Below are 26,273 nucleotides of genomic sequence, written 5' to 3'. Positions count from 1 at the left end.
GGAAAAATCAAACCTTGTCTGGTCGAGCACAGTCGAGATCTCTCTAGGCTTCAGTCTGACGAAACCCAACCAGATAAGGAATATTTCCATTATTTAGTATTTTTTCCTTTTAAACTTTCAGAAATAATCATAATTTGGCCGCATGAAAGATGTGAAATTTGCCATTACCGATATTGAAACCACCGGCGGCGGCATTAAAGGCAATAAGATCACCGAAATTTGCGTGCTGGTAGTGCAAAACGGAAAAGTTATAGACGAGTACAGCTCCCTGGTAAATCCCGGGACCGAGATTCCGCTATACATTGAAACGCTTACCAACATCAATGATAAAATGGTGGCCGATGCACCAAAATTCGCCGAAATAGCTTCTGAAATTGATAAAATCACCAAAGATTGTGTGTTTGTGGCCCACAATGTGAATTTTGATTATAATATTATTAAGGCAGAATTTAATAATCTGGAACTGCCATTTCAAAGAAAACGCCTGTGTACGGTACGGCTGGCCAAAAAACTAATTCCGGGGCTTTTTTCTTATAGCCTGGGAAATATTTGCACCTCTATAAATATTCCGCACGTAGATAGGCACAGGGCGCGCGGCGATTGTGAGGCTACAGTCACGCTTTTTCAGCGTTGCCTGGACCTGGATCCCGATTATGAGGTTTTTAAAGCATTTTTAAATCAAAGAACGGCGGCTTCTTATCTTCCGCCCAATTTTAAAAATTCAGATTTCGAAAAATTACCCGCTACAACCGGAGTCTATTTCTTTAAAGATAAAGATGGGATTCCACTTTATATAGGGAAAGCTAAAAATATTAAAAGCCGCATAAAATCTCATTTTCAGGAAAAATCTAACCGGAAATATAAGCTGATGCAGGCCACTTACAGCATAGACTACGAACTTACCGGCAGTGAATTGCTGGCACTTTTACGGGAATCTGCTTTAATTTTAAAATATTTCCCTGAATTCAATAAAGCCCAGAAAAAGGTGAGCAGGCCTTATACGCTTACCTCCTACCACAACCAAAAAGGGATTGAGCAATTTGTGATTCATAAAAACAAAGTCTCACCGGTAAGTTGGATGAAGTTCTATACTCGCGAAGAAGCTATAAAATTCCTGGAAAATATTTGCCAGGAATTTGATTTATGCCCGCGGTATTGCGGCTTGCAAACCGGTGTATCACATTGCAGCCATTACAAAATAACCAGTTGCAGCGGGATGTGTAAAGGTGAAATTGATAAAGAAGAATACAACCGGCGGGTTTCTAAGGCGGTAGAATATATTCAGCAATATGAAAATTCCTGTTTGCTGGTAGAAAAAGGAAGAACTAAAGCTGAAAAATCTTTTATCTATCTCAAGAAAGGTCGCTATGCCGGTTACGGATTTGTAGAAAATTCTGATGATTTTAATGGTCCTGAACAGTTTGAAGATTACCTGGTACCGCAAACAAATTCCAGTTATGCCGATAGGATTGTGAACCGGTATTTAAACACCAAAAAGAACATTACCCGTTTAGACCTGAATACCGGTGAAGAAGTGGAAGAACGCGAAGCCGAAGAATGGTTTGGGTAAATTAATTCATATTTTTTTAAGTTGAAATGCAATACGCATCTTCCGCACCAGGGTTAAGCGCACAAATTTTTAAGTTGAATTTTTAATCGGTTTTTTGGGGATTTTCAGCAACTCCTACCACGAATTCAGGAAGGTTTAAATTGCGTTTATCGGGCAATTTTTAGGCTTATGACCAGACTCATAAAATAGCAGGAAGTCAAGGCAGATATTTGTAGAGAAATATTGTTCAACTTAAAGTTATTATTATGAATACCGAAACTGTAAAAACCGTAGCCGATTATGTTACCGAAAATATTAAAAACGCGCACTTGTTTAAAAAACACGGGATCGATTTTTGTTGCGGTGGCGGAATTAGTTTAGCCCAGGCTGCGACAAAAGCTAATGTGAGCCTTGAGGTACTGAAGAAAGAATTAGAGGAAACAGCCACGGTTACCACTCCCGGTTACGATTACAAAAACTGGAAACTGGATTTCTTAACCGACCATATTATAAACGTACATCACCAGTATGTAGAAGAAAATATCCCATTACTTATTCAATATGCGGCGCGTGTTGCCAAAGTGCACGGCCACGAAAGACCAGAACTTATAAGAATTCAGCAATTATTTACCGAAGTTGCCCAGGAATTAAGCGCCCATTTAAAGAAAGAAGAACTTATTCTATTTCCATTTATCAAGAAACTGGTAAGAGCCGAGGAAGAAGGAACACCGGCACCAAAACCGCAATTTGGAAAAATTGATAATCCTATTAAAATGATGGAAACTGAGCACGATGATGCCGGTGCCATTTTTAAAGAAATTTCAGAATTAAGCGATAATTACAATTATCCTGAATGGGCTTGTAATACCTACAGGGCATTTTATGCAAAACTGGAAGAATTTGAAACCGACCTGCATCACCACGTGCATTTAGAAAACAATATACTTTTCCCTAAGGCCATTGAGCTTGAACGCAGTTTAAACAGTTAAAGGTTGTTATATCCTGGAATCCCCATGCCAGGGTAGATTTAGTTTTTTATTTTAGAATGTTTTAATTGTGTTGATGAAACCCCGTAGCAGCAATGTTACGGGGTTAATTTTTGCTAATAATTGCAACAATACAGCCATAACCCTCATTGTAATCCCGATTTTTACCGGGAGCAGCAATCTATAAATTTTACTCAAACCGGGAGTGATTGCTTAACCTTACTCGGTATGGTGTTCCTAGTTCAATTTTTAAGTTAACTTCTTTTCTTTTTAGTATCTTTCGGCCTATGTTGCGTTTGGATTTAAAAGCTCATCACAAAATAGCTATCGCCTATTTTTTCCTGGCCGCTTTGCTGGGAATTTTCCTGAGATTATTTTACGTAACCCCGGTTCCCGGGAATTATAAATACATTCTTCACACGCATTCCCATATTGCTTTATTGGGTTGGGTGTATCTCGCTTTAACCGGCATTATTTATAGATTGTTTTTTCATAAAACTGAACTTTCAAGAAAATACATCTATATTTTCCTGGCTACAAATATTAGTTTGTTAGGAATGTTGTTTAGTTTTCCCTTCCAGGGCTATGCGGTGATTTCCATAATTTTTTCAACACTTTTCCTAATCTGCTCCTATTTTTATGCAGGCTTTGTGCTCCGCAATATTCCAAAGAAGCATAGTACAACTAAAAGCTTTAAACTTATAAAAGCAGCCTTATGGTATATGGTAATTTCCAGCATAGGACCCTGGGCGCTTGGAGGGATTATGAGTACCCTGGGCAATACCTCAATTTGGTATAAACTCGCTGTATATTTCTATTTGCATTTTCAGTATAATGCCTGGTTTTTAGTGGCCTTACTGGGAATTTTATTTTATCTCTTTCAAAAATTAAATATAGATTTTGGCAGAAAGAAATTTAAACGGTTTTTCCTGTTGCTGAATTCCGGCGTTATTTTAAGCTTTTTTCTTTCCACTTACTGGACCAACCCACCGTTAATATTTTATCTAATGGGTGGGCTCGGAGTGATTTTACTCCTCATCGCTTTTTACCAGTTTTTCGCCTTTATACTGCGGAATAGAAATCTTCTAAAAACAGGATTAAGTTCATTTAGTTATCGACTTTTAATGATTTCAGGCATATTGTTAGTCGGTAAAATTTTAATGCAAAGCCTTAGCGCCATACCCTTCTTCGCCGATTTGGCTTTTAATAATCTTGACTTTGTAATTGGCTATTTGCACTGGGTTTTCCTGGGTTTTGTTTCCCTGGCTTTATTCGCTTTCCTAAACTGGTTCAAGCTAATTCGAATCCCGAAAAATGCTTTTTACCTTTACCTCAGCGGTTTTCTAATTTCAGAAGCACTAATTTTCTACAAGGGCCTGGTACTTTGGTTAGGACTGCCTTTTTTTGGTAATTACTTTTTTTTACTGGTTTTAGTAAGTGCCTTAATGCCTATTGCCGTGGGATGGATTTTAGGAGTGAATTTGTTGAAAAGGCCGCCTCAAGAATAATTAATTTTCTTTCCTCGATAATCGAGATTTAAATGCTCCGAGGTAGTTTACGATGATTTATATCTATTTTGAAAATAGTAACTTTTAAGTTACATTTGTATTGGTGGAAAAATTAGAAAAGTAATAGCATACAAGAATTATTTTCAAGATTTCCTGAGCAAACAACCTATAAAAGTTCAGGATAAAATCTATAAATTAATTGAAGCTATAGAAACATTTGACCGCATTCCATCACATTATTTAAAAGCTCTAAAAGAGACAAACGGGCTTTACGAAGCACGCATAAAATTAGGCTCTGATATTTGGCGGGTTTTCTGTTTTTTCGACAAAGGAAAATTAGTGATTTTACTAAATGGTTTCACTAAAAAAACACAGAAAACTCCGAAAAGAGAAATAGACAAAGCTTTAAAATTAATGAAATCGTATTACTTAGATAAAAAGAAAAAATGATGGATGCAAAAGACTGGAAAACAATAGAAAATGAAGTTTACGGAGAGAAAGGAACTCCAAGAAGAGATGAATTAGACAGGGATTTTGAATCTTTTAAAATAGGTCTTTTACTAAGAAAAGCGAGGGAAGAAAAAAACCTTACCCAAGACCAATTAGCAGAATTAATTGACAAGAAACGCACATATATTTCCCGGGTAGAAAACAACGGCAGTAATTTAACTTTAAAAACTCTCTACGATATCGTGGAAAAAGGGCTCGGAGGAAAAGTAAAGATTTCAATAGAAATGTAAGTGATCACACGTCTTAGGCTGTTACTACCTGTCACCAACTATCTCAAATTTTGACCACATTAACCTATGGTTTCCTTGTTTTTTATAAGTTTGCTTTGATTAAAATTTAAAATATGGTTGCGGAAAATATTTTACTGGAATTTGGAGCTTCAAGAGAAACTTACCATAAAGGTGACCAGCTTTTTAGGGAAGGAGAAATTGCACTTAATTTCTTTCAAATTATTTCCGGGGAGATCAAGATGAATAATTATAATGCCGACGGAAAGGAGTTTATACAGGGAATGTTTACTGACGGCCAAACTTTTGGCGAACCACCCTTGCTGGCCGATGTGAAATATCCCGCCAATGCTGAAGCTATAAAAACCTCTGAAGTTTTAAAACTCCCCAAACTAAATTTCCTGGAGCTACTTACAAAGCATCCCGAAACCCACCTAAAACTCACCCGCACCCTGGCTGAAAGGCTTTTTTACAAAGCGATTATGGTTTCAGAAATTTCAAGCCAGGATCCGGAGCATCGAATAATCAGGATCCTGGATTATCTAAAGCGTTACGTACATCAGATTGAAGGGCAGTTTAAATTTAAAGTAAACCTGACCCGCCAACAGATAGCAGATTTAACCGGACTTCGAGTAGAAACTGTAATTAGGGCTATGAAAGGGCTGGAAAAGAAAGGTGAACTAAAAATTAGAAGCGGAAAAGTTTATCGTTAATTCGGTTAAAAATCTTTTTTTGAAGCCAGGCGTAGCATTCCCCAAACCGGTAGAATTACCCAGGCCAGCAACACCCCAAAACTTATAATACTCCCTTTGGTTGTACCAAAAAATGATTTAAACACTGCACCGGTATATCCTAAAAGTGCTGAAATATCTAATTTTAGTAAAATTAAGGTTCTGCTTAAATCTATAGGATTTAGTACACTTGCAGCCAAGGCAAAATCTTCTAAAGGATATTCCTGGAAATACATTAAAAGTAAAAGGAAAATTCCGTCGTAAATAATTGCCAGGAAAAGCCACATTAAAATTGCCATCCCGAAACCTTTAATTTTATTCTCAAACCTGAGAGCAATTCCAAAGGAAAGTGCGGTAAAAATAAAAGTTAGAAAAGAACCCACTACCAATAAAGAAAGGAAATCCCAAATGGCTGAAGATTCCAATAAGCCATAAATTATAAAAGGAATTCCCAGCCCCAAAACCAGGCTAAGAGCCAACGATATTGCCACGCCTAAATATTGCCCTAAAAAAATATGTTTACGGGCTATGGGTTGCGCCAGGAGCAGCTCGGTAAATTCCCGGGAATTATAAAAATACATAATCCCAAAAATAGTCCCAATAAGCGGTACCAGAACAATAATAACATTCATTAAGGTAATGATCGCATTAGAAAGGTCGTTGTTTAAAAACAATAACACCAAACCTAATAACAGATAGAAGAAGAAATAAACAAAGCTCCACCGACTTCTAAAAAGATCAAAAAAACTGTATTTAAGAATTTTAAACATAAGGCTTAGGTTAATATTTGGGCAATAGCGTGTTCAAGATCATCCTGACCGGTTTGTGTTTTTAGCTCGGTAATACTACCGTTAAAATAAATTACGCCTTCTAACAAGAATAAGATTCTATCAGCTGTTTCTTCTACGAAATTCATAATGTGAGAAGTAATAATTATTGTTTTCCCGGCAGCTTTTTCCTTTTGCAATAACTCTCTTAGTTTTATTAAAGAAGCAGGATCCAGCCCCGAGGTAGGTTCATCTAAAATTATCAACGGACTGTCAAACATAAAACACAGTACGATATTCACTTTTTGGCGGGTACCACCAGAAAGTTTACTCAGTTTTTTATCCAGAAAATTTTCTATACCAAAAAAAGCAATTAGTTCTTTATCCCGGGCAGGTTTTCCCCTTAAATCCTTGATCATTCCAATCAATTCTTTTACGGTAAGGTTGCCGGGAAAATTGGCAATTTGCGGTAGATAATCAATCTCCTGCCGGTAGTCACTTTGCCGGCGAATTTTCTTACCATTTACAGCGATTTTTCCTTGTTGCGGAATTACCATACCCAGCAAGCTTTTAATAAGAGTGGTTTTTCCTGAACCATTGGGACCAAGCACCGCAATTATTCCCGCGACATTGGTCTCCAGGTTGAGGCCGTTTAAAACCTTTTGGGATCCAAAACGTTTATGAAGATTTGTTACCGTTACCATTGTATTTTTCTAATATAAGGTTGTTGGTCCAGCACATTGGCCGGTGTAAAAATGGGAGAAACTTTTTCTGAAAATTCAATTAGGTCTATAAACAGGCTTCTAAGCATTACAATACTTTCAGGCGTTTTATCTACTAAATAAGAAAATAAACTCACCGGCCTGTAAGGGATATCTCCAAAATTGTTTTTATCAAGATCGTAGCCGGAATAATTGCTCCAATAATTTCCGTTAAAAGTATTTCCGTTACTATGCCCAGTATAGGTAAGATCAAAAGAATTATATAAAAAATTATTTCGATTAAAAACGTTATTGTAGCAGCCACCTCTAATTTTCACAGCATAGCCGTTACTTTTAAAATTGTTTTCTATATAATTTATCCGGTTGGTATTATCGGCGCTAATGCCTACGGTGTTTTCTTCAAAAGTATTCTGTTTTAATTCAGAGTCTGTTATGTCTTTCAGCAACAAACCATAAGAAGCGCTTCCCCAGTTGTTTTTAAAGGTATTGCGGTACATTAAAATTTCTTTTGAATACATTACCGCTACTCCTGCTCCATTATTATCAAAAAGATTCCCGGAATAGGTATTACCATCAGAAAACATAAAATGCAGCCCGTATCTTAAATTATTCTTACATACATTATTTATAATTTCGGTATCGTCTGTAAATTCCAGGTAAATTCCGTCGCGAACGCCTTCCAGGTGATTATCTTCAATATGCATTTCTGAAGTTTTCCAAAGATGAATAGCATTGCCGGAATGAGCCTGGCTGGTTGCTTTACCGGTCACCTGGTTACCCACAATACGCCCGTTATTAGAACGTTCTATTAAAATTCCGAAGAAAATATTATCAAAACGGTTATTCTTAACTTCAAAATTAGTGGAATTACTGACTAAAATTGCGGAAAAATCGCTGGTATGACTTCTCCCTATATTGATGATTTTAAAGCCTTCAATTGTAAATGCATCAGCCCTAAAACTAATTGCCGTACCTTGCATTTCAGCATCAATAACCGGGAAATCTTCGCCAATTAGGGTTAAAGATTTATCACTTATAACAATATCATTTTCCTTGTAAACACCGGGTTTTACCCTAATGGTGTCCCCAGATTTCGCAACTTCAACCGCGTTTTTGATAGATTTGATTTCACAGGTTTCACAAACCGTAATTTCTGTAGCGTAAAAGCTGAAACTAATAAAAAAAAGGAAGATGAAGAGCACAGCTTTCATGGTAAATTACTTAAAATTATTTTTCAATTCTTCCCAGTCCTGAAGTTCTCCGTTATCACGGCTTTCTTTTTTCACAGCGGCAAGGTTAGCTCCCATTGGGCTTCGTAAACTATCGTTTTGCACAAAGCCGGCATCAGAAACCGGTAGCATGTTGCCGGGTTTATCGTAATTAGAAACTAAAAGAAAAGAAGTTTGGTATTCTCTCTGGTTCATATCATTCACCAGGCATTCTATAGCATCGTATTTATACTGTTTACCCTTATCGGTCACTAGCTGTGCCGAGTAAGCCTGCTCTACAATCGTCATTTGACAAAAGTGGCAATGGTCTTTACCATACTTAATTGGTTCTGGCTCAAAACTACAGGCCGAAAAAACAAAGACTATGGCTAATATGTAAAATGAAAATTTCATTATTTCAGGGTTTTTAAAGCTTTTTTACGAATCCACCAGGCTACCAAAGTTAAAGACATTCCAATAAACATTAGATAAGCACCGGTTCTGGGATACGAATGGGCGGTAAAGTTCAGAATTTTTTGCGTACCGAATAATGGTGGTTTATAGTTTATAGGGTTTCCCTCAGAATCGGTTAATTTTATAATTGCCTTAGGATCCAGATCCGTACCATAATCTAACAACCAGTTATTGAAATCGTACATTCCCAGCAAACCAAGAACAAGCATTAAGATAAACCAACCTAAAAACCAGGAAGCGGAGATTTTTTTAAAAAATCCTAAAGCACCTAAGAGAACTCCTAATATGGCCATACCCGCAATGACTATGGGAAAAACCTGGAACTCCCACATTTCAGCCGGCTTTGGAATTTTCTTCATTCCTATATAATGATTTACCCCGTCTATATTCTGAATATCAAATTCTTCTTCTCCTTCTATCCCGCTAATAAAAATATCCATTCCCATAGGATCGGGGTATTGGGGTGCGCCAAGTTGAATATTCCATAAAGGAAAATAAAACAGGCCTAACAGGAGAAGTGAGCCCAATATCATTAAAATTGCAGATGGTTTCATATGCTTATGTATTATTAAACAGATTTGGGAGGCTATAAAAAAGTATTGTCTTAGAAAGTCTTTAAAAAATAAAGGAGGGCGCAAACAACTGGCCGCCACCCTCCTTTTTCAATCTAAAAACAACCTTTAACTAGTTACTTGTATATTCGTCATCTAAGCCCCATTTCATCGGGGTATTAGCTCCTTCTGCAGAAACTCTTATGTAACCCTGCATTTCCTGGTGAAGTGCAGAACAGAAGTCGGTACAATAGAATGGCCATACACCGGGTTTCTTAGGTTCCCATGTAATGGTTTTTGTTTGTCCGGGCATTATTAAAAGCTCTGATGTATTAGCTCCAATTACTGCGAAACCGTGAGGTACATCAAAATCCTGCTCTAAGTTGGTTACGTGGAAATATACTTTATCTCCCACGTGAATACCTTCAAGGTTATCTGGAGCAAAGTGGCTTCTTACCGTGGTCATATACACGTGAACTTCATTGCCCTCACGAACCATTTTGGTTTCACTTTCATTAACAGCGGCATACTTGTGATTATTCTCATCTAAACGATAAATCTTTTTTGAATTTTCTTTGATTTTATCGGCTTTAATGGCAGCTGCGTAATGCGGCTCACCGTGTGTTGGAAAATCAAGTAACAACTCCATTTTATCACCTGAAATATCAAACAACTGCGCAGAGTGTTCTAGCTCGGGGCCGGTTGGTAAATACCTGTCTTTGGTAATTTTGTTTAAGGAAATCATATATTTTCCATCTGGTTTTCTTGAGTTTCCTCCAGAAATCATTAAGTGACCTACAGAGTAATAACTAGGCTGTCTATCTACAACTTCCCAGGTATCTAATTTCCATTTTACAACTTCAGAAGAGATAAAGAATGTAGTATAAGCATTTCCTTTATCATCAAATTCGGTGTGCAATGGGCCTAAACCTGCTTCCTTAACGGTTCCTGCTAAGGTAGACTCGAAATTAAGTACTGGAATTCCGTAAGCATCTCCATCAAATTCTTCATTTTCAATAGCATCAAGCATTTTACTGAATGAATGCACGGTAAGGTCACTGGAAAGTTTTCCGTTTCCAATAATATATTCTCCTGAAGGATCTACATCACAACCGTGAGGAGATTTGGGAGTTGGCATAAAATATACTGCACCGGGTATATCACGAGGATCTACTCTAAGCACTTCGTTTTTGGTGGTAGAAATAGTAGTTTGAGTATCGTGGTCAAACACATTATGAACATACTCAGCATCCATAGTTTCCCCGCCTCCATTTTCTACATATTCGCTTATTTTCTTCCAGTTAACTGCAGCAATAAAATCCTTATCGTTTTGCGAAGCATTTACTTCCTGCATAGTATGTGATTCTTCTGTATTATACGTAGTAAAGAAGAACCAACCGTGAGATTCCCCACGCCCTGGGTGAGAAAGATCATAGTTAAAGCCGGGCATATCTATTTGAAAGTCAATTTCCATATGGCCATCATCGCCTACTGCAATAAAAGTTAAGGGCCCTCTAAAATTTCCTTTCATTTCATCTATAGGCATGTCTTTTTGAGGATAAGGCACTGAAAATCGTGTACCGGCCACCACATATTCGGTGTTTTCGGTAACATAAGAAGAAGAGTGGTTACCCGCACTGTGTGGGATCTCAATAATCTCTTCGGTTTCAAAAGTTTCCAGGCTTATTCTGGCAATCCTGGGGGTGTTGTTCTCATTTATAAAAATCCACCTTCCATCTATTTCCCCGTTAGTTTGAGAAATATCGGGGTGGTGAGAATCTCCCCACGGCACCATACCAAACGAGGTTTTTAGCATATCTTTAGTTTCTTCGGAATAACCATACCCATTGGTAGGAAACTGAGAAAATACAGGAATTTCTTTTAGCATCCTTCCAGATGGAAGCCCGTAAACGGTTAGGTTCCCACTGTAACCTCCAGAAAGGAAAGCGTAGTATTCGTCGTGTTCTCCAGGGCTAACATAAACTTTTTCTGCAGCGCTGGAAGCCATAGCACCCGATTTCCCTCCTTCATCATTCTGGTTACAGGATGTAAAGATTGCGGCAAGTGCAAATACGGCGATAAAATTTGTGATTGTTTTCATATGATTAGGTATTATTTCAAATATGGTTCAAAACTAAAGTGTAGGTTTATAGGTTTTTATGAGTATCATCAGTTTTCGGCATCATACTGTCTAAAATATTCTACAATAGCCCTGGCCTGATCTTCTTCCAGTCCCTGATTGGCCATAATTGCCATATTAGACTCTACCATTAATCTTTTGGCGATAGGATCTTTTTTAATCATCTCTTCGGGATTAAGAATCATATTCATAATCCATTCTGGTGATCTTCTTTCGGTTACACCTTCTATAGCCGGACCAACAAATTTCTTATCCATTTTATGGCAGGCAGAACACATATTCTTAAAGATACTGGCTCCATTGGCTGCCATATCAGAATTAATGCTTTCTGGCAAATCCAAAGATTTTACCGGGCCAATTCCTTTATTAGATAAATCGTCTCCCGAATCTGCGGCAGCTTCTGTGGTTTCAGTTTCTTTTTCTTTTGGTTGTGAAGAGTAATCGTCCAGGCGTAGGCTTTCTTTTTCGTCTTTTTCAGAATTGCCACAAGCCACAAAAGAAAATACCAGCGCTACAGCCAATCCTATTTTTACAATTAATTTCATAGTTATAGATTTTGATTTCGGTGGTAAAATTACCCGAGAAGTCAATCTTATTTTATGACCCCAATCATAAGGAAGGGGATCAACTGAAACAGAACTGCTTAAGCCACTGTTAATAAGGTATTTAAATTAAATATATGGAGTGAAGTTTTACGGTAATTTTTAATAAAATATTTCTGTATTTTAAAATGAATCTAATTCTGAGTAGTAGAGGCTACTATTCATTTTTAAAAACAAAAAAGGGGCGATTAAAAATCGCCCCACATTAGTCAACCAAACACAGTCAAATTTAAAAACTAGTTGAAACTAACTTTTAAGAATTTAAATATCAAAACTTTAAGCTGTCGAAAATCTTTAAAATGTTTTCTAAGTGTAGTTTTAAAAACCAGGTGATCTTTTAAATAAAAGTTTTCACACTGCACATCGTCACATTCTTTTAATCCCTCCAATTTATTTTTATAATCAAAGAAGGTGGTTAAATGAAACTCATTGGCCTTATTTATTAACTCCAGTTGTTTCTTTAAGTAAGAAGCATCTTCCTGGTTTATTTCTACCTTAATAGTTTCTTTTAAACCTGATTTCAAAATATTGCTGAAGAAATTAATTTCCTCACTTATATAAATTAGGTGTTCTTCCCAGTCTTCTGATTCAGTTTGGATACTTAAAATTTGTATTTCCTCATCATTATGATGTTCCTGAAATTTTTCCCTCATCTTCCTTTATTTTTGCATTTTCATTTCCCTTACCATCTGTTCTACTTTTATAATATCAATAGCGTTCTTACCAGTTGGGAATTCCCATTCTACCTTATCTCCCTGGGCATAGCCAAATAAGGCCAGACCCATAGGAGCAAGAATAGAAATCTTATTTTCTTTAATATTGCTATGATCTGGAGTAACAATTTGGTATGTTCTATTAATACCAAAAGGAGTAGCTATTTCAACTTTAGAGTTGAATCTCACCACATCTTCGGGCATATTTTTTTCACTCACAATTTTAGCAAATTCAAGTTCGTTCTTTAGCTTTTCTATAGACGCACGGTAGGTACTATCTTTATAATATTGCGCCATGGAAACTATACGTTTTAAAAGCTCATATTCTACCTTTTCAATTATAATGACATCATATTTCATTTCTTCACAACAATTAATTAAGGAAAAATACCTCGCTGGTTATAGGCCGTCTCAATCCTGGAAATAGCCAGAATATAAGCAGCAGTTCGCCAGTCGGTTTTTCGTTCTTCAACTTCTTTTTCAACTTTCTTAAACACCTGAAGCAATTTTTTCTCTAATTTCTGCATTACTTCATCAAGCTCCCATAATTCACCATTACGGTTTTGCAGCCATTCAAAATAACTACCAATCACACCTCCAGAATTACATAAAATATCGGGTATAATGGTGATTCCTTTCTCCAAAAGAATCGCTTCACCTTCTTCGTTTGTAGGTCCATTAGCACCTTCAGCAACTATTGAAGCTTTTATTTTGAAAGCATTATCACCGGTAATCTGGTTACCCAGAGCAGCAGGAATTAGAATATCGCATTCCAGGCCAAAGAAATCTTCAGGATTCATTTCGTTTGCGTCAGTAAAGCCCTGGATAGATCCTTTTCTTGGACTTGAATGTTCAAATAATTTTTCTACTGAAATTCCTTCTTCATTATACAATGTGGCGTGGGCATCCTGTACAGCAATCATTTTAGCACCGTCTTCGATTAAGAATTTGGAAGCCCAATAGCCTACATTTCCAAATCCCTGCACAATAAAGGTTTTATCTTTTAGAGATTCTCCACGAGATTTCACAAGTTCTTTAGTGGTTAAATACACCCCAAAACCAGTAGCACGATCACGGCCTTCCAAACCGCCAGAGCCTACCGGCTTCCCGGTTACCACGTGCTGATTTTGCGAACGTTCTGAAGTAGAGATTGTAGACATATAAGTATCTGCAATCCAGGCCATAGTTTGCGCATTGGTATTTACATCTGGCGCAGGAATATCATGTTCCGGTCCTATATTTTCACCTAATGCATAGGTAAACCTACGGGTAATACGTTCCAGTTCTGCATCAGAATAATTACGGGGATCTATCTGGATTCCTCCTTTAGCACCTCCATAGGGTAAACCTGCCAACGAGGTTTTCCAGGTCATCCACATGGCCAGGGCTTTGGCTGCATCTACATCTACCGTTGGGTGGTATCGTAAGCCGCCTTTATATGGTCCCAGGGCATTATTATGCTGCACCCGGTAACCGGTAAAAATCTCTACTTTACCATTATCCATTTTCACGGGAAAATGTACCACGATCTCGTTATTGGTAATTTCAAGTATTTTCTTAATATTTGGATTTAGATCTATGATATCGGCTGTTTTATTAAACTGCTTAATAACCGTATCATACATACTTTGTTTGGGCATTGATTTTGTTGCTATCATTCTTTTATAATTTTATTGAAAATGTTCACAATACATTTTTCTGTTATCTTTCCAGCTGCAGTGGTGCCTTAAATCGCAATTAAAGCAAAGCGTTTTAAAGAGTTCGCTACCTGCATGCTCCAGTTCCTTTTCACTTTCTTCCAAAACTGCCGGTCTTTCCATTTCAACTATATTCATAGAATCTGTATTTTGGAATACACTAAAGCTAAAGCTGTGCCCAAAAAATTAAAAAATGAGAATATATATTTTAAAGTATTGATTATCAGAACTCAAAGAAGTAAAATTGAATTCCTATTATTTTCTGTATTGGAAAGAAATTACCCGGGTGGGAGATAATTACCCGCAGCTTATTTAATCTTTTCCCGTAAGGTTTTACGGTCTATTTGAAGGATTTCTGCTGCTTTAGATTTGTTTTGATCTACCGCTGCAAGAACTTTTAAAATATGCTTTTTTTCTACTTCTTTTAAGGCAACTAATTCTTCATCTACAGCCGGGACCTGGTATTTTACCGAAGCAGGTAGGTCTTGCGGAAGAATTTCATCTTCACTCATAATTATGGCTCGTTGAATCACGTTTTCTAATTCCCTAATATTCCCCGGCCAATTGTAACGCTTTAAAATTTCAACAGTTTTATCTGATAATTTTAAACCGGTTTTGCCATAATCCTGTTGGTATTTATCCAGAAAAGTTTTGGTAAGGGGAACAATATCTTCTTTTCTTTCCCGTAAAGGCGGGGTAAGAATATCTACCACATTTAAACGATAGTAAAGATCTTCCCTGAAAGTTCCTCTTTCTACCATTTCCCGTAAATCGCTGTTTGTTGCAGCAATTACCCGAACCTGGATTTTTTCTGAATTTCTACCGCCCAGTTTTCTTACTTCTTTTTCCTGAAGCACACGCAATAACCTAACCTGAACCGCCAGTGAGGCTGTACCAATTTCATCTAAAAAAATAGTACCGCCATTAGCAGCCTGGAAGTAACCTTCGCGGGTTTCTGAAGCACCTGTATAAGCTCCTTTAGTAGAACCAAATAATTCTGATTCCAGTAAATTCTCGGGAATAGCACCACAGTTAACTGCAATAAATGGATTTTGAGCAAAAGAACCTTTATAATGAATTGCCCGTGCCACCAGTTCTTTCCCGGTACCACTCTCTCCTCTTATTAAAATTGTAGCACGGTTATTTTTCACTCTTTCTATAATATCTACCAACTCTTCAAATTTTGCTGAAGAGCCAACCATTCCGCCATAATTATTTCTAATTTCGGGTGAAGAAGCGGTTTTTTTCGTTGATGTACGGTTGACTAAAGATTTTTTAACTGAAGTAAGTAACTCGTTTTTAGTAAATGGTTTAGGCAAATAATCTAAAGCACCAGATTTTATTGCGGTAAGTGCATTATCTATAGAAGGATAGCCGGTAATTACAAGTTTAGGAATTTCAGGATAATGATCGTCTACATATTTCACCAATTCCATTCCGTTCATTCCCGGCATTTGTAAATCGGTGATCAATAAATCTATACTGCTGTGCTTTAAAATATCTATAGCTTCCATCACCGAACCCGCCTTGTAAGTATGGTAATTCTCCTGTTTTAGGTGGCGGTCCAGTACTTCAAGCATATCATAATCGTCATCTACTATAAGTAAGTTTTCTTTGCGTATAGACATATTAGAAATTCAATGGTAATTTTATTTTAAAAATAGTTCCTTTTGGAATGTTATCGGCAATGCTAATTTCTCCTTTATGACTTTTTATTATCCCGTGAACCACACTTAATCCAAGACCGGAACCTTCTCCCAGTGGTTTTGTAGTATAAAAAGGTTCAAAAATTTTATCTTTCACTTCAGGAGCAATTCCTTTTCCTTCATCGGCAATTTCAATAGTATAATGTGTTTCGTTATTATTAATGGAAATAACAATTTTGGAATTTTCCGGAGAATAATAAATCGCATTAATCACTAAATTAAAAAATACCTGGGTTAATTGTATAGGGTCTACCTGTGCTTTTAAAGCAGGATCCTGAATATTAAATTTAAACCGAATATTAGCTTTTTTGAAATTAGGTTTTAAAAGCGAAAGTGCCTGGGTAATTATTGGCTTCACCTTAATCTTTTTAATATCTTGTGGCATATCACAGGAGAAAAACATAAGTTTTTTTACAACTTCCCTGGAATAAATTGCTGAATTAAGGATCTTTTGCGCATCTCGTTTTGTTTGCTTTTCAGCCGTTTTTTCTTCAATAAATTCAGCAAAACCTAAAATATTACCTAAGGGAGTATTAAGCTCGTGCGCTATTCCCGCGGTAATTTCTCCCAGAATAGCCAACCGGTCATTTCTCGCAGCGGTTTGTTTTAAATGTTCTTCCTGTATTTTAATATTTTGGCGTTCAAAAAACAGCGCAATTTCATCGGCTATTTTATCTAAAAGTCGCTGTTCTTCTACCAAAAAATGCGCTTTAGATAAGTCTGAGGCCGGGTAATGTACTTTTATGAAACCTATTTCATTCTCTGAAATTTTAATAATACTTTTTTGAGAATAACCTTCTTTTGGAATCGGGTTAGAACTTAAATGATACGATTCACATTGTATCTCTACAGTAGCCAATTCTGGAAAACGCCAGGCATTTTTAAGAATTTTTACAATAGATTCTAAAGTAGCTTCATAAGAACCCTCAAACTCCCTTATAGCCGATGAAACCTGATAAAGACAGGAGAGTTCTTTAATTCGCTCTTGCAATTTCTCTTCTACAGAAATACTTTCAGGTATCATCTTAAACAGGATTCTTTTAGCAAAGATAAGGGGATTTCTTAAGCTAAATTAATTTGGGTTAAGTTTGATGTAGCAAAGTAAAAATACCTTTTAAAAATTAGGGTATAATATAAAAAAGCGGCCTCTAAAGCCGCTTTCGTATTTACAAATAATTACTTTCTATCTAGGTTGAAAGGAAAAACGCTGCCCTCCTACAGAAACTCCTGCCATTGCACCACCTTTTGGAATGGTAACTACGGCAACTCCGTCTTGAAAATCAATACTTTGAGAAGCTCCTTTATCAAGTATTACCGCAGATGCATTTGCAGAAAGCTCATAATCTCCATCTTTAAATCTTTCCAGATCGGCATCGGTTTCAAAGAAAAGCACTTCAATAAAAGCCTTTCCTCCAGCCTGCAAGCCAATATCTACCTGTTTAAGGTCTGCATATCCTATAATAGTATTGTTTTTATAAACAACGCCATTACCGGAAGCTCCTCCAATTACATAAGCTCCCTTTCCCACGTTTGGAAAAATAGCGTAACCGGCAGAGCTATTTAGCAATTCAGAGGCGTTAGTGTGATTCTGCCTAATTTCATTTCTTGCATCACTGGCATCACTTCTAAGATCATCTTCAGTATTTTGCATACTTCCACAACTTGCAAAAAGTAAAAGTGCAAATACAAATACTGGTTTGTAAAAATTGTTGGTTAGTGTTTTCATTTCTTCATTAGTTTTTGGTTTCCTTTTGAAATTAGCCATATCCATAAACAAAAATTGTTAATCGATTGTTATTTTGCTTAACATTAGCTTTTTAGCACAAAGAGTTAAAGAAAATTAAAACCAAATTGTTTTTTAAATGGAATAAATTGAATAGAGGTGCTAAAAACAGAAATCTTTTAAGTAAAAAAAGGTTCGGCATTTTTCACTATATTATAGTTTTAACTATAACCACTATAGTTATTTAATATGAAGAGTAAATTTCCATAGGAAATAATTATAGTATTTTTATCCTATTAATCCTTTAAAACTCTCCAAATTATGGAAAAAAACGATCACAGAAACCATCCCGATAATCATAAGGTATGGGAAGTAAACGAATCCAGCCGTTGCCCGTTTATGGGTGGCGCACTTGATAAAACCGCAGGTAGCGGAACCTCTAATCGCGACTGGTGGCCCAACCAATTAAACCTGTCAATTTTAAGACAGCATTCCAATTTGTCCAATCCTATGGACGAAGATTTTAATTATGCAGAAGAATTTAAAAGTCTGGACCTAAAAGCTGTAAAGAAAGATATTTTTAAGTTAATGGAAGATTCCCAGGAATGGTGGCCGGCAGATTATGGTCATTATGGTCCTTTCTTTATACGTATGGCCTGGCATAGTGCCGGAACCTACCGTATAGGCGATGGTCGCGGCGGTGCCAGTTCTGGTTCACAGCGATTTGCCCCATTAAATAGCTGGCCAGATAATGCTAACCTGGATAAAGCCCGACTTTTACTATGGCCAATTAAAGAAAAATATGGAAGAAAAATTTCCTGGGCAGATCTTATGATTCTTACCGGAAACTGCGCCCTGGAATCTATGGGATTAGAAACCTTTGGATTTGGTGGTGGCCGGGAAGACATTTGGGAACCGGAAGAAGATATCTATTGGGGTTCTGAAGGTGAATGGCTGGGAAATAAAGAAAGATATTCTGAAAATAACGAATTGGAAAGTCCGTTAGGAGCTTCCCACATGGGGCTTATCTACGTAAACCCGGAAGGACCTAACGGAAATCCCGATCCGGTTGCAGCGGCTAAAGACATTCGCGAAACTTTTGGCCGAATGGCGATGAACGATTATGAAACGGTTGCACTTATAGCCGGAGGCCACACTTTTGGAAAAACCCACGGTGCCGGAGACGCCGAGCAATATGTTGGTGCAGAACCTGCAGGCAGCGCTATTGAAGAAATGGGATTAGGCTGGAAAAATAGTATGGGAAAAGGAAATGCTGAAGATACCATTACCAGTGGAATTGAAGGAGCCTGGACCAATACCCCTACCAAATGGAGCAACAGCTTCTTTGACAATTTATTTAAATATGACTGGGAATGCATTAAAGGACCAGGTGGAGCTTACCAATGGAAACCAAAAGATAATGCCGGTGCAGGTACAATTCCAGATGCACACGATCCTTCTAAAAGTCACGCTCCTTTTATGCTTACTACCGATTTATCTCTAAAGGAAGATGAGGCATACGAGAAGATTTCCAGAAATTTTTACGAGAATCCTGAAGAATTTGCAGAAGCATTTTCTAAAGCCTGGTATAAATTAACCCACCGTGATATGGGACCACTTTCGCGCTATTTGGGCCCTGAAGTTCCTTCAGAAGAGCTTATTTGGCAAGATCCTGTACCAAAAGTAGATCACGAATTGATTAATGATAAAGACGTAGCTGAACTTAAGAAAAAAATCCTTAATTCAGGTTTAACAGTATCGCAGTTGGTATCTACCGCCTGGGGATCGGCCTCTACTTTTAGAAATTCAGATAAACGAGGAGGAGCCAATGGTGCGCGTATAAGGCTTGAACCACAAAGACATTGGGAGGTTAACAATCCGCCACAATTGCAACAGGTAATCACAAAGCTTGAAAATATTCAAAAAGAATTTAATGATGCGCAAACCGGAAACAAAAAGGTTTCCCTTGCAGATCTTATTGTACTTGGAGGCTGCGTGGCTATTAAGAAAGCTGCAGCAGATGCCGGTTTTGATATTGGGGTCCCATTTACCCCGGGACGTACAGATGCTACGGCAGAGCAAACCGATGTGGAAGCTTTTGAACCCTTAGAACCTAATGCCGACGGTTTCCGAAATTATGCGAGAAACAGGGATAATATTTCAGCTTCGGCTGAAGAAATGCTTGTAGACAGAGCTCAGCTATTAAGCTTAACCCCACCAGAAATGATTGTTTTAGTTGGAGGTATGCGTGTTTTAAATACAAACTTTGACGGCTCTAAACATGGGGTTTTTACAGATCGTCCAGGGCAGCTAACCAACGATTTCTTTAAGAACATTCTGGATATGCGAACTACCTGGAAAGCAACATCAGATTCTCAAACCGAATTTGAAGGAAGCGACCGTACCAGTAAAAAAGTGAAGTGGACCGGCACAAGAGTAGATCTTATTTTTGGATCAAATTCTGAGCTTCGTGCTTTAGCAGAAGTATACGGGTGTGACGACTCACAGGAGAAGTTTGTAAAAGACTTTGTGAAAGTCTGGGATAAGGTTATGAACTTAGATCGTTTTGATATTTAATAACTAAAAATCAGGTAATAATTTAACCCCATAATTATCAAATTATGGGGTTTATTTTTTTTTGAATTTTTTCAATATTAATTCAGCTCAAATTGCTGTTTGGGTTGACGTAATAGCTTTTCTAAACCTAAAAGACGAAGTACAAAAACACCGATTAAAATGGTTAATGCTATTTTAAAATAGTAGAGTAATGAAGTGATTCCCGAACTGGATTTATAATGTGCCATTAATTGTTGTCCTACTTCCGGTTGAATGCTGGCAATATTATGCAAATCCAGGTTTAAAACTTTAAAATAATCGTTTGCATTTTTATTAATAAGATAACTGGCAGTAGTAAAATCTTCTTCCCTTAAATTTTCAAGAATGGTGTTTTCCAAAACCAGGTATTCTTTATAATGCTTCTGAAAATCTTCAAAGTAAACCTCTTCCCGCTCTACTAAATAGGTTTGACTATAATCTTGTAAAACCTGATCCATTTTAGAATTATACGTCGTAATTTCGTTTAAATTGAAAGCTGCATTATACTCCCCATTGTCCTTAATATCTTCAAAGAGCATTCTTTTTTCATGGAGAATTTCAGAAAGCTCATAAATTTGGGATGCAGGTAGAAGACGATCCTGATAAAGAGAAGAAAAATCCTGATCTATGCTTTTCAAACTCCTTTTCTCAATAAATTCGGTAATTAGCAAGAACGCAAAAAAAGCACTTAACAATAAAATAAGACGTTTGCGCTTTTTTGGCTTTATGGAATAGAGGTCTTTCATTTTAATAAATTTAGGCATGCAAATATACCTATCAATTTAATGATTTTAAGTCATTTATATTATGATTATCCTCATAAAAAAAGCCTTAATTGAAAAATTAACAATTAAGGCTTGATATTTACTTTTTACTTTTCGGTTAGAAATAACATCCTCTACCTCTTCTTCGCCCGGTATTAGATTCACTATCGCCAATTTTAAAGCTAAGGCTAAGCAGGAATTGATTTAACCTGGTGTCTGTAAATTCTGCCCGGTTTACACCGTAATCTCCATTATTAATATCTACATCTTGAATTTCTGCTGAAGCTAAACTTCTATCATAACGAAGATCAATTTCAAATCTTCCAAACCCCACCTTTATTCCAGCCTGAGCCGCGAGTGGAGTATTTTGTGCTACAATAGTTTGATTTAATGGCTCGGTACCCTCAAGAGTTGCATTCATTATATTCTGGTATGCAGGTCCGGCATAAACATCTACAGGGCCCCATATATTATAGCCAAATAATAATGGAATACTTAATTTTTCTACAGCATAGGTAGAATTCTGATTTGGAAAGGGAAATACAGTTTCCATAGAATTGTAAATTATTTCAGGACGAACGAAGAATTTATCGAAATTCAATTCAAAAAATATACCGGCGTGAAAACCAAACTGCGATTCAGCATTAAAGGTATCTGAGTTAAATCCTTCCCCAGAATCAAGTCCGGTTAATTCGCCTCCCATGACATAATTACCACCACCTTTTATCCCAAAACTATACTCCTGGGCCTGAGTAAAAGACACGCAAAAAATGCTAATAATAATCAGTAGAAAATATCTGTTCATAAAAATAGATTTATAGGTCTGTTCTTCGCGGGTAAATATATCAATTATCTAAAATAATAATAGAGTTCCCGGTTTCTTTTTAACGCATAAAAATTCAATTGCGTATATATCTTCCATATAAATATAATTAGACGATTTAAAGAAACTTTAAATACCTAAATAATCAGTATAAAAAAAACGTCCGGCTAGGGACGTTTTTTTAACTAATCAAACTAATTATCTAAATTACGCAATCTCAATCATTCGTTTAGCCTGTACTTTAGCTTCTTCCCGCTTTGGCAGTTCTATAATAAGAACCCCATCTTTATAAGAAGCAGAAATTTTCTCACTGTCTACTGAATCTGGTAAACTAAAAGCTCTTTTAAAGGTACTATAGCTAAATTCCTTCCTGGTGTACCTTCCATTTTTTTCTGAAGTTTCATTTTCTTTTTTCTCTTCAGAAGAAATGGTTAATACATCGTTGTCTAGCTCAATATTAAAATCTTCTTTAGTTTTACCCGGTGCAGCAACTTCAACGCTAAAGTTGTCTTCGGTTTCCTGAATGTTTACAGCAGGAATACTGGTTCCTATACTGTTAACATTTGTAGTTCCTCCTAACCAATCGGTTTTAAACATATCGTCAAAAACCGATGGCAGCCAATTGGCCTCATTTCTTTTAATTAAACTCATAGCTTTTATGTTTTTGTTAGACTTTATTTTTTATTATTTCTGATAAATTATTAGCAATTTAAATTCCAATCTTAATTTTATGCCTTTTTGGCATTTTTATTCATAATTAAACAGACAATTTGTCAATTGAATTAAAGAAGCTTATTTCTATTGACTTTTGAGTAACTTTCCAATAAAATTAAATGAAGTATTTTTTCAATCGCATTTATATTCTCCTTTCCAACCTGCAAAGTAAAATTGCTTTTTATCCCAGTGTTTTTGCAATTTTTGGTTTCCTAATAGCTTTCGCGCTTATTTATATAGAAAATCAGGGTGTATCCAGGTATCTTTTAGATCATATCCCAATGCTGGTGGTAGATAATGGCAACACCGCACTTAGCATATTAACCGCCTGCATTACCGGCCTTATTTCTATGATGGTTTTTAGCTTTTCTATGGTGATGGTACTATTAAATCAGGCGGCGAGTAATTATTCTCCCCGGTTGCTTCCCGGACTTATTTCTGATAAAAATCATCAGGTTATTTTAGGAATCTACCTGGCCACTATACTCTACTGTATTTTCGTGGCGGTTTCTATCCAGCCCGAAGGAGACTCTTATCAAACCCCAGGTTTTTCGGTATTAGTCGGAATTATTTTTACCGTGATTTGTATTGGTGCCTTTATTTATTTTATTCATAATATTTCGCAAAGCATACAGATTAACAATATCCTGGATCGCATTTTTAGACAGGCAAAAACACGTTTAAATTTTCTGCTAAAAACTGAAGAAAACGAAGATCAGGAATTCCCTGACACGAAAGAATGGTACGAGTACCATTCTGAAAAAAGTGGGTATTTTCAGAATTTATCTTCGGATAATTTATTAGATATCTGTAACGAAAAAGACACCCAGTTTGAAATTCTTCCTGTAAAAGGAATTTTTATTTTAAAGGGAATTCCGCTTTTAAAATCAAAAGAAAAATTAGACGACGAAACATTAAAAAAAGTACTTGCTAATTTTAACCTTGCCCGCGGGGAGTTAGTAAACACCAATTATGTACTCGCATTTAAACAAATTACCGAGGTTATTGTAAAAGCCATGTCTCCCGGAATTAACGATCCCGGAACCGCCCTTAACGCGCTGGATTATTTGGCCGAGCTTTTGGCTTTACGAATGCAAAAACAAAACAGACAATTTTTAAAAGCAGATAAAAAAGTTTTAATCAAGATGCGGAGTGTAGATTTTGAAGAACTTTTATATCAGGTTTTAGCGCCTATAAGAGCATATTGCAAACACGATATAATTATTATTCAAAAACTGGGAATGCTATTTTATTATCTGAAATCTCAAAAAGCAGTTAACGCAAAATATTATGAAGTATTAGATATTGAAGCTAAAAACCTGTTTGGCGATGCAAAGTCTGTAATTAAGAATGAGGCGGATCTCAAAAAAATAAACGCAATTGAAAAACAATTAAACCTGAAAAGTTAAAAGCAAAACTCAGGAAAAAGCTAAATTTGCGCTATGGGATTAACAAACAACGATATTTTTAAAAAATTAAGAGTCGCTCATAAATTACGAGACGACGATATTGTAAAAATTTGCGCTTTGGTAGATTTTAAAGTAACTAAAAGTGAATTAGGTGCAATATTTAGAGCCGAAGACCATCCAAAATACGTAGAGTGCGGCGATCAATTTCTTCGGAATTTCCTAAACGGACTCATAATCCACCTTCGCGGCCCTATGCCACCTAAGAAAGAAAAGAAACCAGAGAAAGAATAGCATAAAAAACCTCACAGGTTTTTAAATCTGTGAGGTTTTTTAGCTTACGTCAACCTGTCTCGAAGCTTCGGGACAGGTTGACGTTTTTTTCTGCGAGATTAAAAAAATTATCTCACCAACTTCTTATACTTAATACGTTTAGGCATAATATCTCCACCCAAACGTTTTTTCTTGTTCTCTTCGTAATCAGAGAAGCTTCCTTCAAAGAAATAGACTTGAGAATCTCCTTCAAAAGCCAGGATATGTGTACAAATTCTGTCCAGGAACCAACGGTCGTGGGAAATAACTACTGCGCAACCGGCAAAATTCTCTAAACCTTCTTCCAGCGCTCGCAGCGTATTTACATCTAAATCATTAGTAGGCTCATCGAGTAGTAGAACGTTTCCTTCCTCTTTTAACGTCATCGCCAAATGAAGTCGGTTTCTTTCTCCACCAGAAAGCATATTTACTTTCTTATTTTGTTCACTTCCGCTAAAGTTAAATCGGCTTAGATAAGCTCTTGAATTTACCTGGCGACCGCCCATCATAACCAACTCCTGCTCATCGCTAAAGTTCTGCCAAATAGTTTTTTCGGGATCAATATTAGAATGCGCCTGGTCTACATAAGCTATCTTTGCGGTTTCACCAACTTCAAAACTTCCTTTATCAGGCTCTTCTTCGCCCATAATCATTTTAAAAATCGTGGTTTTACCAGCACCGTTGGGTCCAATTACCCCAACAATTCCAGCCTGCGGAAGTTTAAAATTTAAATCTTCATAAAGCAATTTATCCCCAAAAGCTTTACTCACTCCATTGGCTTCAATCACATTGGTTCCCAACCTTGGACCGTTAGGAATATAAATTTCCAGCTGCTCATCCATTTGCTTTTGATCCTGGCTCAACAACTTATCATAATTATTTAAACGCGCTTTTTGCTTGGCCTGACGTCCTTTCGGATTCATTTTAGACCATTCCAATTCTCGTTCTAAGGTTTTTTGACGCTTACTGGCTTGTTTTTGTTCCTGCGCCATACGTTTAGACTTCTGGTCTAACCAGGAAGAATAATTTCCCTTCCATGGGATACCTTCGCCCCTGTCCAGTTCTAAAATCCAACCGGCTACGTTATCAAGGAAATAACGGTCGTGAGTTACAGCGATAACGGTCCCTTTATACTGGGCCAAATGATGCTCTAACCAATGTACAGATTCAGCATCTAAGTGGTTAGTTGGCTCATCCAGGAGTAAAATATCTGGCTCCTGAAGCAAGAGTCTACAAAGCGCCACACGCCTTCTTTCCCCTCCTGAAAGCACCGAAATCTTTTTATCGGCTTCAGGAGTTCTTAAAGCGTCCATTGCAATTTCCAGTTTTGTATCGAGTTCCCAGGCGTTAGAAGAATCAATTTTATCCTGAAGCGCAGCCTGCTTATCCATAAGCTTCTGCATCTTATCGGCATCTTCATAAACCTCGGGCAATCCAAACTGGTCGTTAATTTTATTGTACTCATCAAGAATGGCCACCGTTTCGGCGACTCCTTCTTTTACCACTTCCAGTACGGTTTTATCTTCATCTACCTTTGGTTCCTGCTCAAGGTAACCAACGGAATAGCCAGGAGAGAAAACCACATCGCCCTGGTAATTTTTATCTTCGCCGGCGATGATTCTAAGTAAAGTAGATTTACCCGAACCATTTAAACCAAGAATCCCAATTTTTGCACCGTAGAAAAAACTAAGGTATATATTTTTCAAAACCGGGGTATTCGCATTTTTATAAGTCTTGGTAACCCCAGACATTGAAAAGATCACTTTTTTATCGTCTGCCATAATGAATTTTTTAAGCTATTTTAAGATTTGCAAATATCTGAAATTAAAGTCAGAATTCGGTTTG

Annotated in this window: 27 protein-coding genes; 9 read left to right on the top strand and 18 right to left on the bottom strand. The window is 36.8% G+C overall.

The window, feature by feature from the left end; genetic code table 11:
- Nucleotides 1–142: 142 nt before the first annotated feature.
- From AO058_RS08685 to AO058_RS08660, 6 genes are all read left to right on the top strand, one after another.
- Nucleotides 143–1,570 carry an exonuclease domain-containing protein gene (locus AO058_RS08685; RefSeq protein ID WP_075326082.1) on the top strand — a complete coding sequence of 476 codons (1,428 nt, stop codon included), beginning with the start codon at nucleotides 143–145 and terminating at the stop codon, nucleotides 1,568–1,570.
- 245 nt (nucleotides 1,571–1,815) lie between these two features.
- On the top strand, nucleotides 1,816–2,538 hold the full coding sequence (gene ric, locus AO058_RS08680) for an iron-sulfur cluster repair di-iron protein (protein ID WP_075326081.1): 723 nt from the start codon (nucleotides 1,816–1,818) through the stop codon (nucleotides 2,536–2,538).
- Between the two features lie 284 nt (nucleotides 2,539–2,822).
- Complete coding sequence (locus AO058_RS08675; protein WP_075326080.1) at nucleotides 2,823–4,043, top strand: hypothetical protein; 1,221 nt, start codon at nucleotides 2,823–2,825, stop codon at nucleotides 4,041–4,043.
- Between the two features lie 93 nt (nucleotides 4,044–4,136).
- Nucleotides 4,137–4,493: a type II toxin-antitoxin system RelE/ParE family toxin gene (locus AO058_RS08670; protein WP_335740080.1), complete on the top strand. Its 357-nt coding sequence runs from the start codon at nucleotides 4,137–4,139 to the stop codon at nucleotides 4,491–4,493.
- A complete protein-coding gene (locus AO058_RS08665; protein WP_075326078.1) occupies nucleotides 4,493–4,783 on the top strand; it encodes a helix-turn-helix domain-containing protein in 291 nt (96 codons plus the stop codon). The genes AO058_RS08670 and AO058_RS08665 overlap by 1 nt, the downstream gene beginning before the upstream one ends.
- A 113-nt stretch (nucleotides 4,784–4,896) precedes the next feature.
- Nucleotides 4,897–5,493: a Crp/Fnr family transcriptional regulator gene (locus AO058_RS08660; protein WP_075326077.1), complete on the top strand. Its 597-nt coding sequence runs from the start codon at nucleotides 4,897–4,899 to the stop codon at nucleotides 5,491–5,493.
- Between the two features lie 5 nt (nucleotides 5,494–5,498).
- On the opposite strand, the gene AO058_RS08655 is transcribed toward AO058_RS08660, so the two are convergent.
- From AO058_RS08655 to AO058_RS08595, 14 genes are all read right to left on the bottom strand, one after another.
- The gene (locus AO058_RS08655; RefSeq protein WP_075326076.1) at nucleotides 5,499–6,281 is read right to left on the bottom strand and encodes an ABC transporter permease; all 783 of its coding nucleotides are present in this window, start codon (nucleotides 6,279–6,281) and stop codon (nucleotides 5,499–5,501) included.
- 5 nt (nucleotides 6,282–6,286) lie between these two features.
- A complete protein-coding gene (locus tag AO058_RS08650) occupies nucleotides 6,287–6,982 on the bottom strand; it encodes an ABC transporter ATP-binding protein (RefSeq protein ID WP_075326075.1) in 696 nt (231 codons plus the stop codon).
- Nucleotides 6,976–8,211: a nitrous oxide reductase family maturation protein NosD gene (locus AO058_RS08645; protein WP_075326074.1), complete on the bottom strand. Its 1,236-nt coding sequence runs from the start codon at nucleotides 8,209–8,211 to the stop codon at nucleotides 6,976–6,978. The genes AO058_RS08650 and AO058_RS08645 overlap by 7 nt, the downstream gene beginning before the upstream one ends.
- 6 nt (nucleotides 8,212–8,217) lie before the next feature.
- Nucleotides 8,218–8,622 carry a nitrous oxide reductase accessory protein NosL gene (locus tag AO058_RS08640; RefSeq protein ID WP_075326073.1) on the bottom strand — a complete coding sequence of 135 codons (405 nt, stop codon included), beginning with the start codon at nucleotides 8,620–8,622 and terminating at the stop codon, nucleotides 8,218–8,220.
- Complete coding sequence (locus AO058_RS08635; RefSeq protein ID WP_075326072.1) at nucleotides 8,622–9,236, bottom strand: hypothetical protein; 615 nt, start codon at nucleotides 9,234–9,236, stop codon at nucleotides 8,622–8,624. The genes AO058_RS08640 and AO058_RS08635 overlap by 1 nt, the downstream gene beginning before the upstream one ends.
- Before the next feature lie 130 nt (nucleotides 9,237–9,366).
- A complete protein-coding gene (gene nosZ / locus AO058_RS08630; protein WP_083634156.1) occupies nucleotides 9,367–11,334 on the bottom strand; it encodes a Sec-dependent nitrous-oxide reductase in 1,968 nt (655 codons plus the stop codon).
- A gap of 68 nt (nucleotides 11,335–11,402) precedes the next feature.
- Nucleotides 11,403–11,918, bottom strand: a complete 516-nt coding sequence (locus AO058_RS08625) for a c-type cytochrome (protein WP_075326071.1) — start codon at nucleotides 11,916–11,918, stop codon at nucleotides 11,403–11,405.
- Nucleotides 11,919–12,211: 293 nt separating this feature from the next.
- Nucleotides 12,212–12,628 (bottom strand): hypothetical protein, encoded by a 417-nt coding sequence (locus AO058_RS08620; RefSeq protein ID WP_075326070.1) that lies wholly within the window; start codon nucleotides 12,626–12,628, stop codon nucleotides 12,212–12,214.
- 6 nt (nucleotides 12,629–12,634) lie between these two features.
- Nucleotides 12,635–13,048 (bottom strand): GreA/GreB family elongation factor, encoded by a 414-nt coding sequence (locus AO058_RS08615; RefSeq protein WP_075326069.1) that lies wholly within the window; start codon nucleotides 13,046–13,048, stop codon nucleotides 12,635–12,637.
- Between the two features lie 17 nt (nucleotides 13,049–13,065).
- A complete protein-coding gene (locus AO058_RS08610; protein WP_075326068.1) occupies nucleotides 13,066–14,346 on the bottom strand; it encodes a Glu/Leu/Phe/Val family dehydrogenase in 1,281 nt (426 codons plus the stop codon).
- Between the two features lie 12 nt (nucleotides 14,347–14,358).
- Entirely contained in the window at nucleotides 14,359–14,523 is a 165-nt protein-coding gene (locus AO058_RS18345; RefSeq protein WP_156858135.1) for a hypothetical protein, read from the bottom strand.
- A gap of 170 nt (nucleotides 14,524–14,693) precedes the next feature.
- Nucleotides 14,694–16,013, bottom strand: coding sequence for a sigma-54-dependent transcriptional regulator (locus tag AO058_RS08605; RefSeq protein ID WP_075326067.1), 1,320 nt, complete (start codon nucleotides 16,011–16,013; stop codon nucleotides 14,694–14,696).
- A 1-nt stretch (nucleotide 16,014) separates the two neighbouring features.
- Nucleotides 16,015–17,115, bottom strand: a complete 1,101-nt coding sequence (locus tag AO058_RS08600; RefSeq protein ID WP_075326066.1) for a sensor histidine kinase — start codon at nucleotides 17,113–17,115, stop codon at nucleotides 16,015–16,017.
- A 159-nt stretch (nucleotides 17,116–17,274) separates the two neighbouring features.
- Nucleotides 17,275–17,817, bottom strand: coding sequence for a lipid-binding SYLF domain-containing protein (locus tag AO058_RS08595; RefSeq protein ID WP_075327928.1), 543 nt, complete (start codon nucleotides 17,815–17,817; stop codon nucleotides 17,275–17,277).
- A gap of 318 nt (nucleotides 17,818–18,135) precedes the next feature.
- On the opposite strand from AO058_RS08595, the gene katG reads away from it, so the two are divergent.
- Nucleotides 18,136–20,391: a catalase/peroxidase HPI gene (katG, locus tag AO058_RS08590; RefSeq protein ID WP_075326065.1), complete on the top strand. Its 2,256-nt coding sequence runs from the start codon at nucleotides 18,136–18,138 to the stop codon at nucleotides 20,389–20,391.
- Nucleotides 20,392–20,468: 77 nt separating this feature from the next.
- Here the strand turns inward: katG and AO058_RS08585 are convergent, their stop codons facing one another.
- The 3 genes from AO058_RS08585 to AO058_RS08575 all read right to left on the bottom strand — a co-directional run bounded on the left by AO058_RS08585 (nucleotide 20,469) and on the right by AO058_RS08575 (nucleotide 22,647).
- Entirely contained in the window at nucleotides 20,469–21,155 is a 687-nt protein-coding gene (locus AO058_RS08585; protein ID WP_075326064.1) for an MCP four helix bundle domain-containing protein, read from the bottom strand.
- Nucleotides 21,156–21,291: 136 nt separating this feature from the next.
- Nucleotides 21,292–21,978: an outer membrane beta-barrel protein gene (locus tag AO058_RS08580; protein ID WP_075326063.1), complete on the bottom strand. Its 687-nt coding sequence runs from the start codon at nucleotides 21,976–21,978 to the stop codon at nucleotides 21,292–21,294.
- 225 nt (nucleotides 21,979–22,203) lie between these two features.
- Complete coding sequence (locus AO058_RS08575; RefSeq protein ID WP_075326062.1) at nucleotides 22,204–22,647, bottom strand: Hsp20/alpha crystallin family protein; 444 nt, start codon at nucleotides 22,645–22,647, stop codon at nucleotides 22,204–22,206.
- A gap of 182 nt (nucleotides 22,648–22,829) precedes the next feature.
- Here AO058_RS08575 and AO058_RS08570 point away from each other — a divergent pair, with 182 nt between their 5' ends.
- Nucleotides 22,830–24,119, top strand: a complete 1,290-nt coding sequence (locus AO058_RS08570; RefSeq protein ID WP_075326061.1) for a DUF2254 domain-containing protein — start codon at nucleotides 22,830–22,832, stop codon at nucleotides 24,117–24,119.
- Nucleotides 24,120–24,152: 33 nt separating this feature from the next.
- Nucleotides 24,153–24,410, top strand: a complete 258-nt coding sequence (locus AO058_RS08565; RefSeq protein WP_037319632.1) for a DUF1456 family protein — start codon at nucleotides 24,153–24,155, stop codon at nucleotides 24,408–24,410.
- A 107-nt stretch (nucleotides 24,411–24,517) separates the two neighbouring features.
- Here the strand turns inward: AO058_RS08565 and ettA are convergent, their stop codons facing one another.
- Nucleotides 24,518–26,209, bottom strand: a complete 1,692-nt coding sequence (gene ettA, locus AO058_RS08560; RefSeq protein WP_075326060.1) for an energy-dependent translational throttle protein EttA — start codon at nucleotides 26,207–26,209, stop codon at nucleotides 24,518–24,520.
- Nucleotides 26,210–26,273 lie beyond the last annotated feature (64 nt).

The organism is Salegentibacter sp. T436 (genome assembly GCF_001932675.1).
Lineage (GTDB): Bacteria > Bacteroidota > Bacteroidia > Flavobacteriales > Flavobacteriaceae > Salegentibacter > Salegentibacter agarivorans.
Note: the sequence above shows the minus strand (reverse complement) of the source record. Positions and strands in the feature narration are given on the sequence as shown.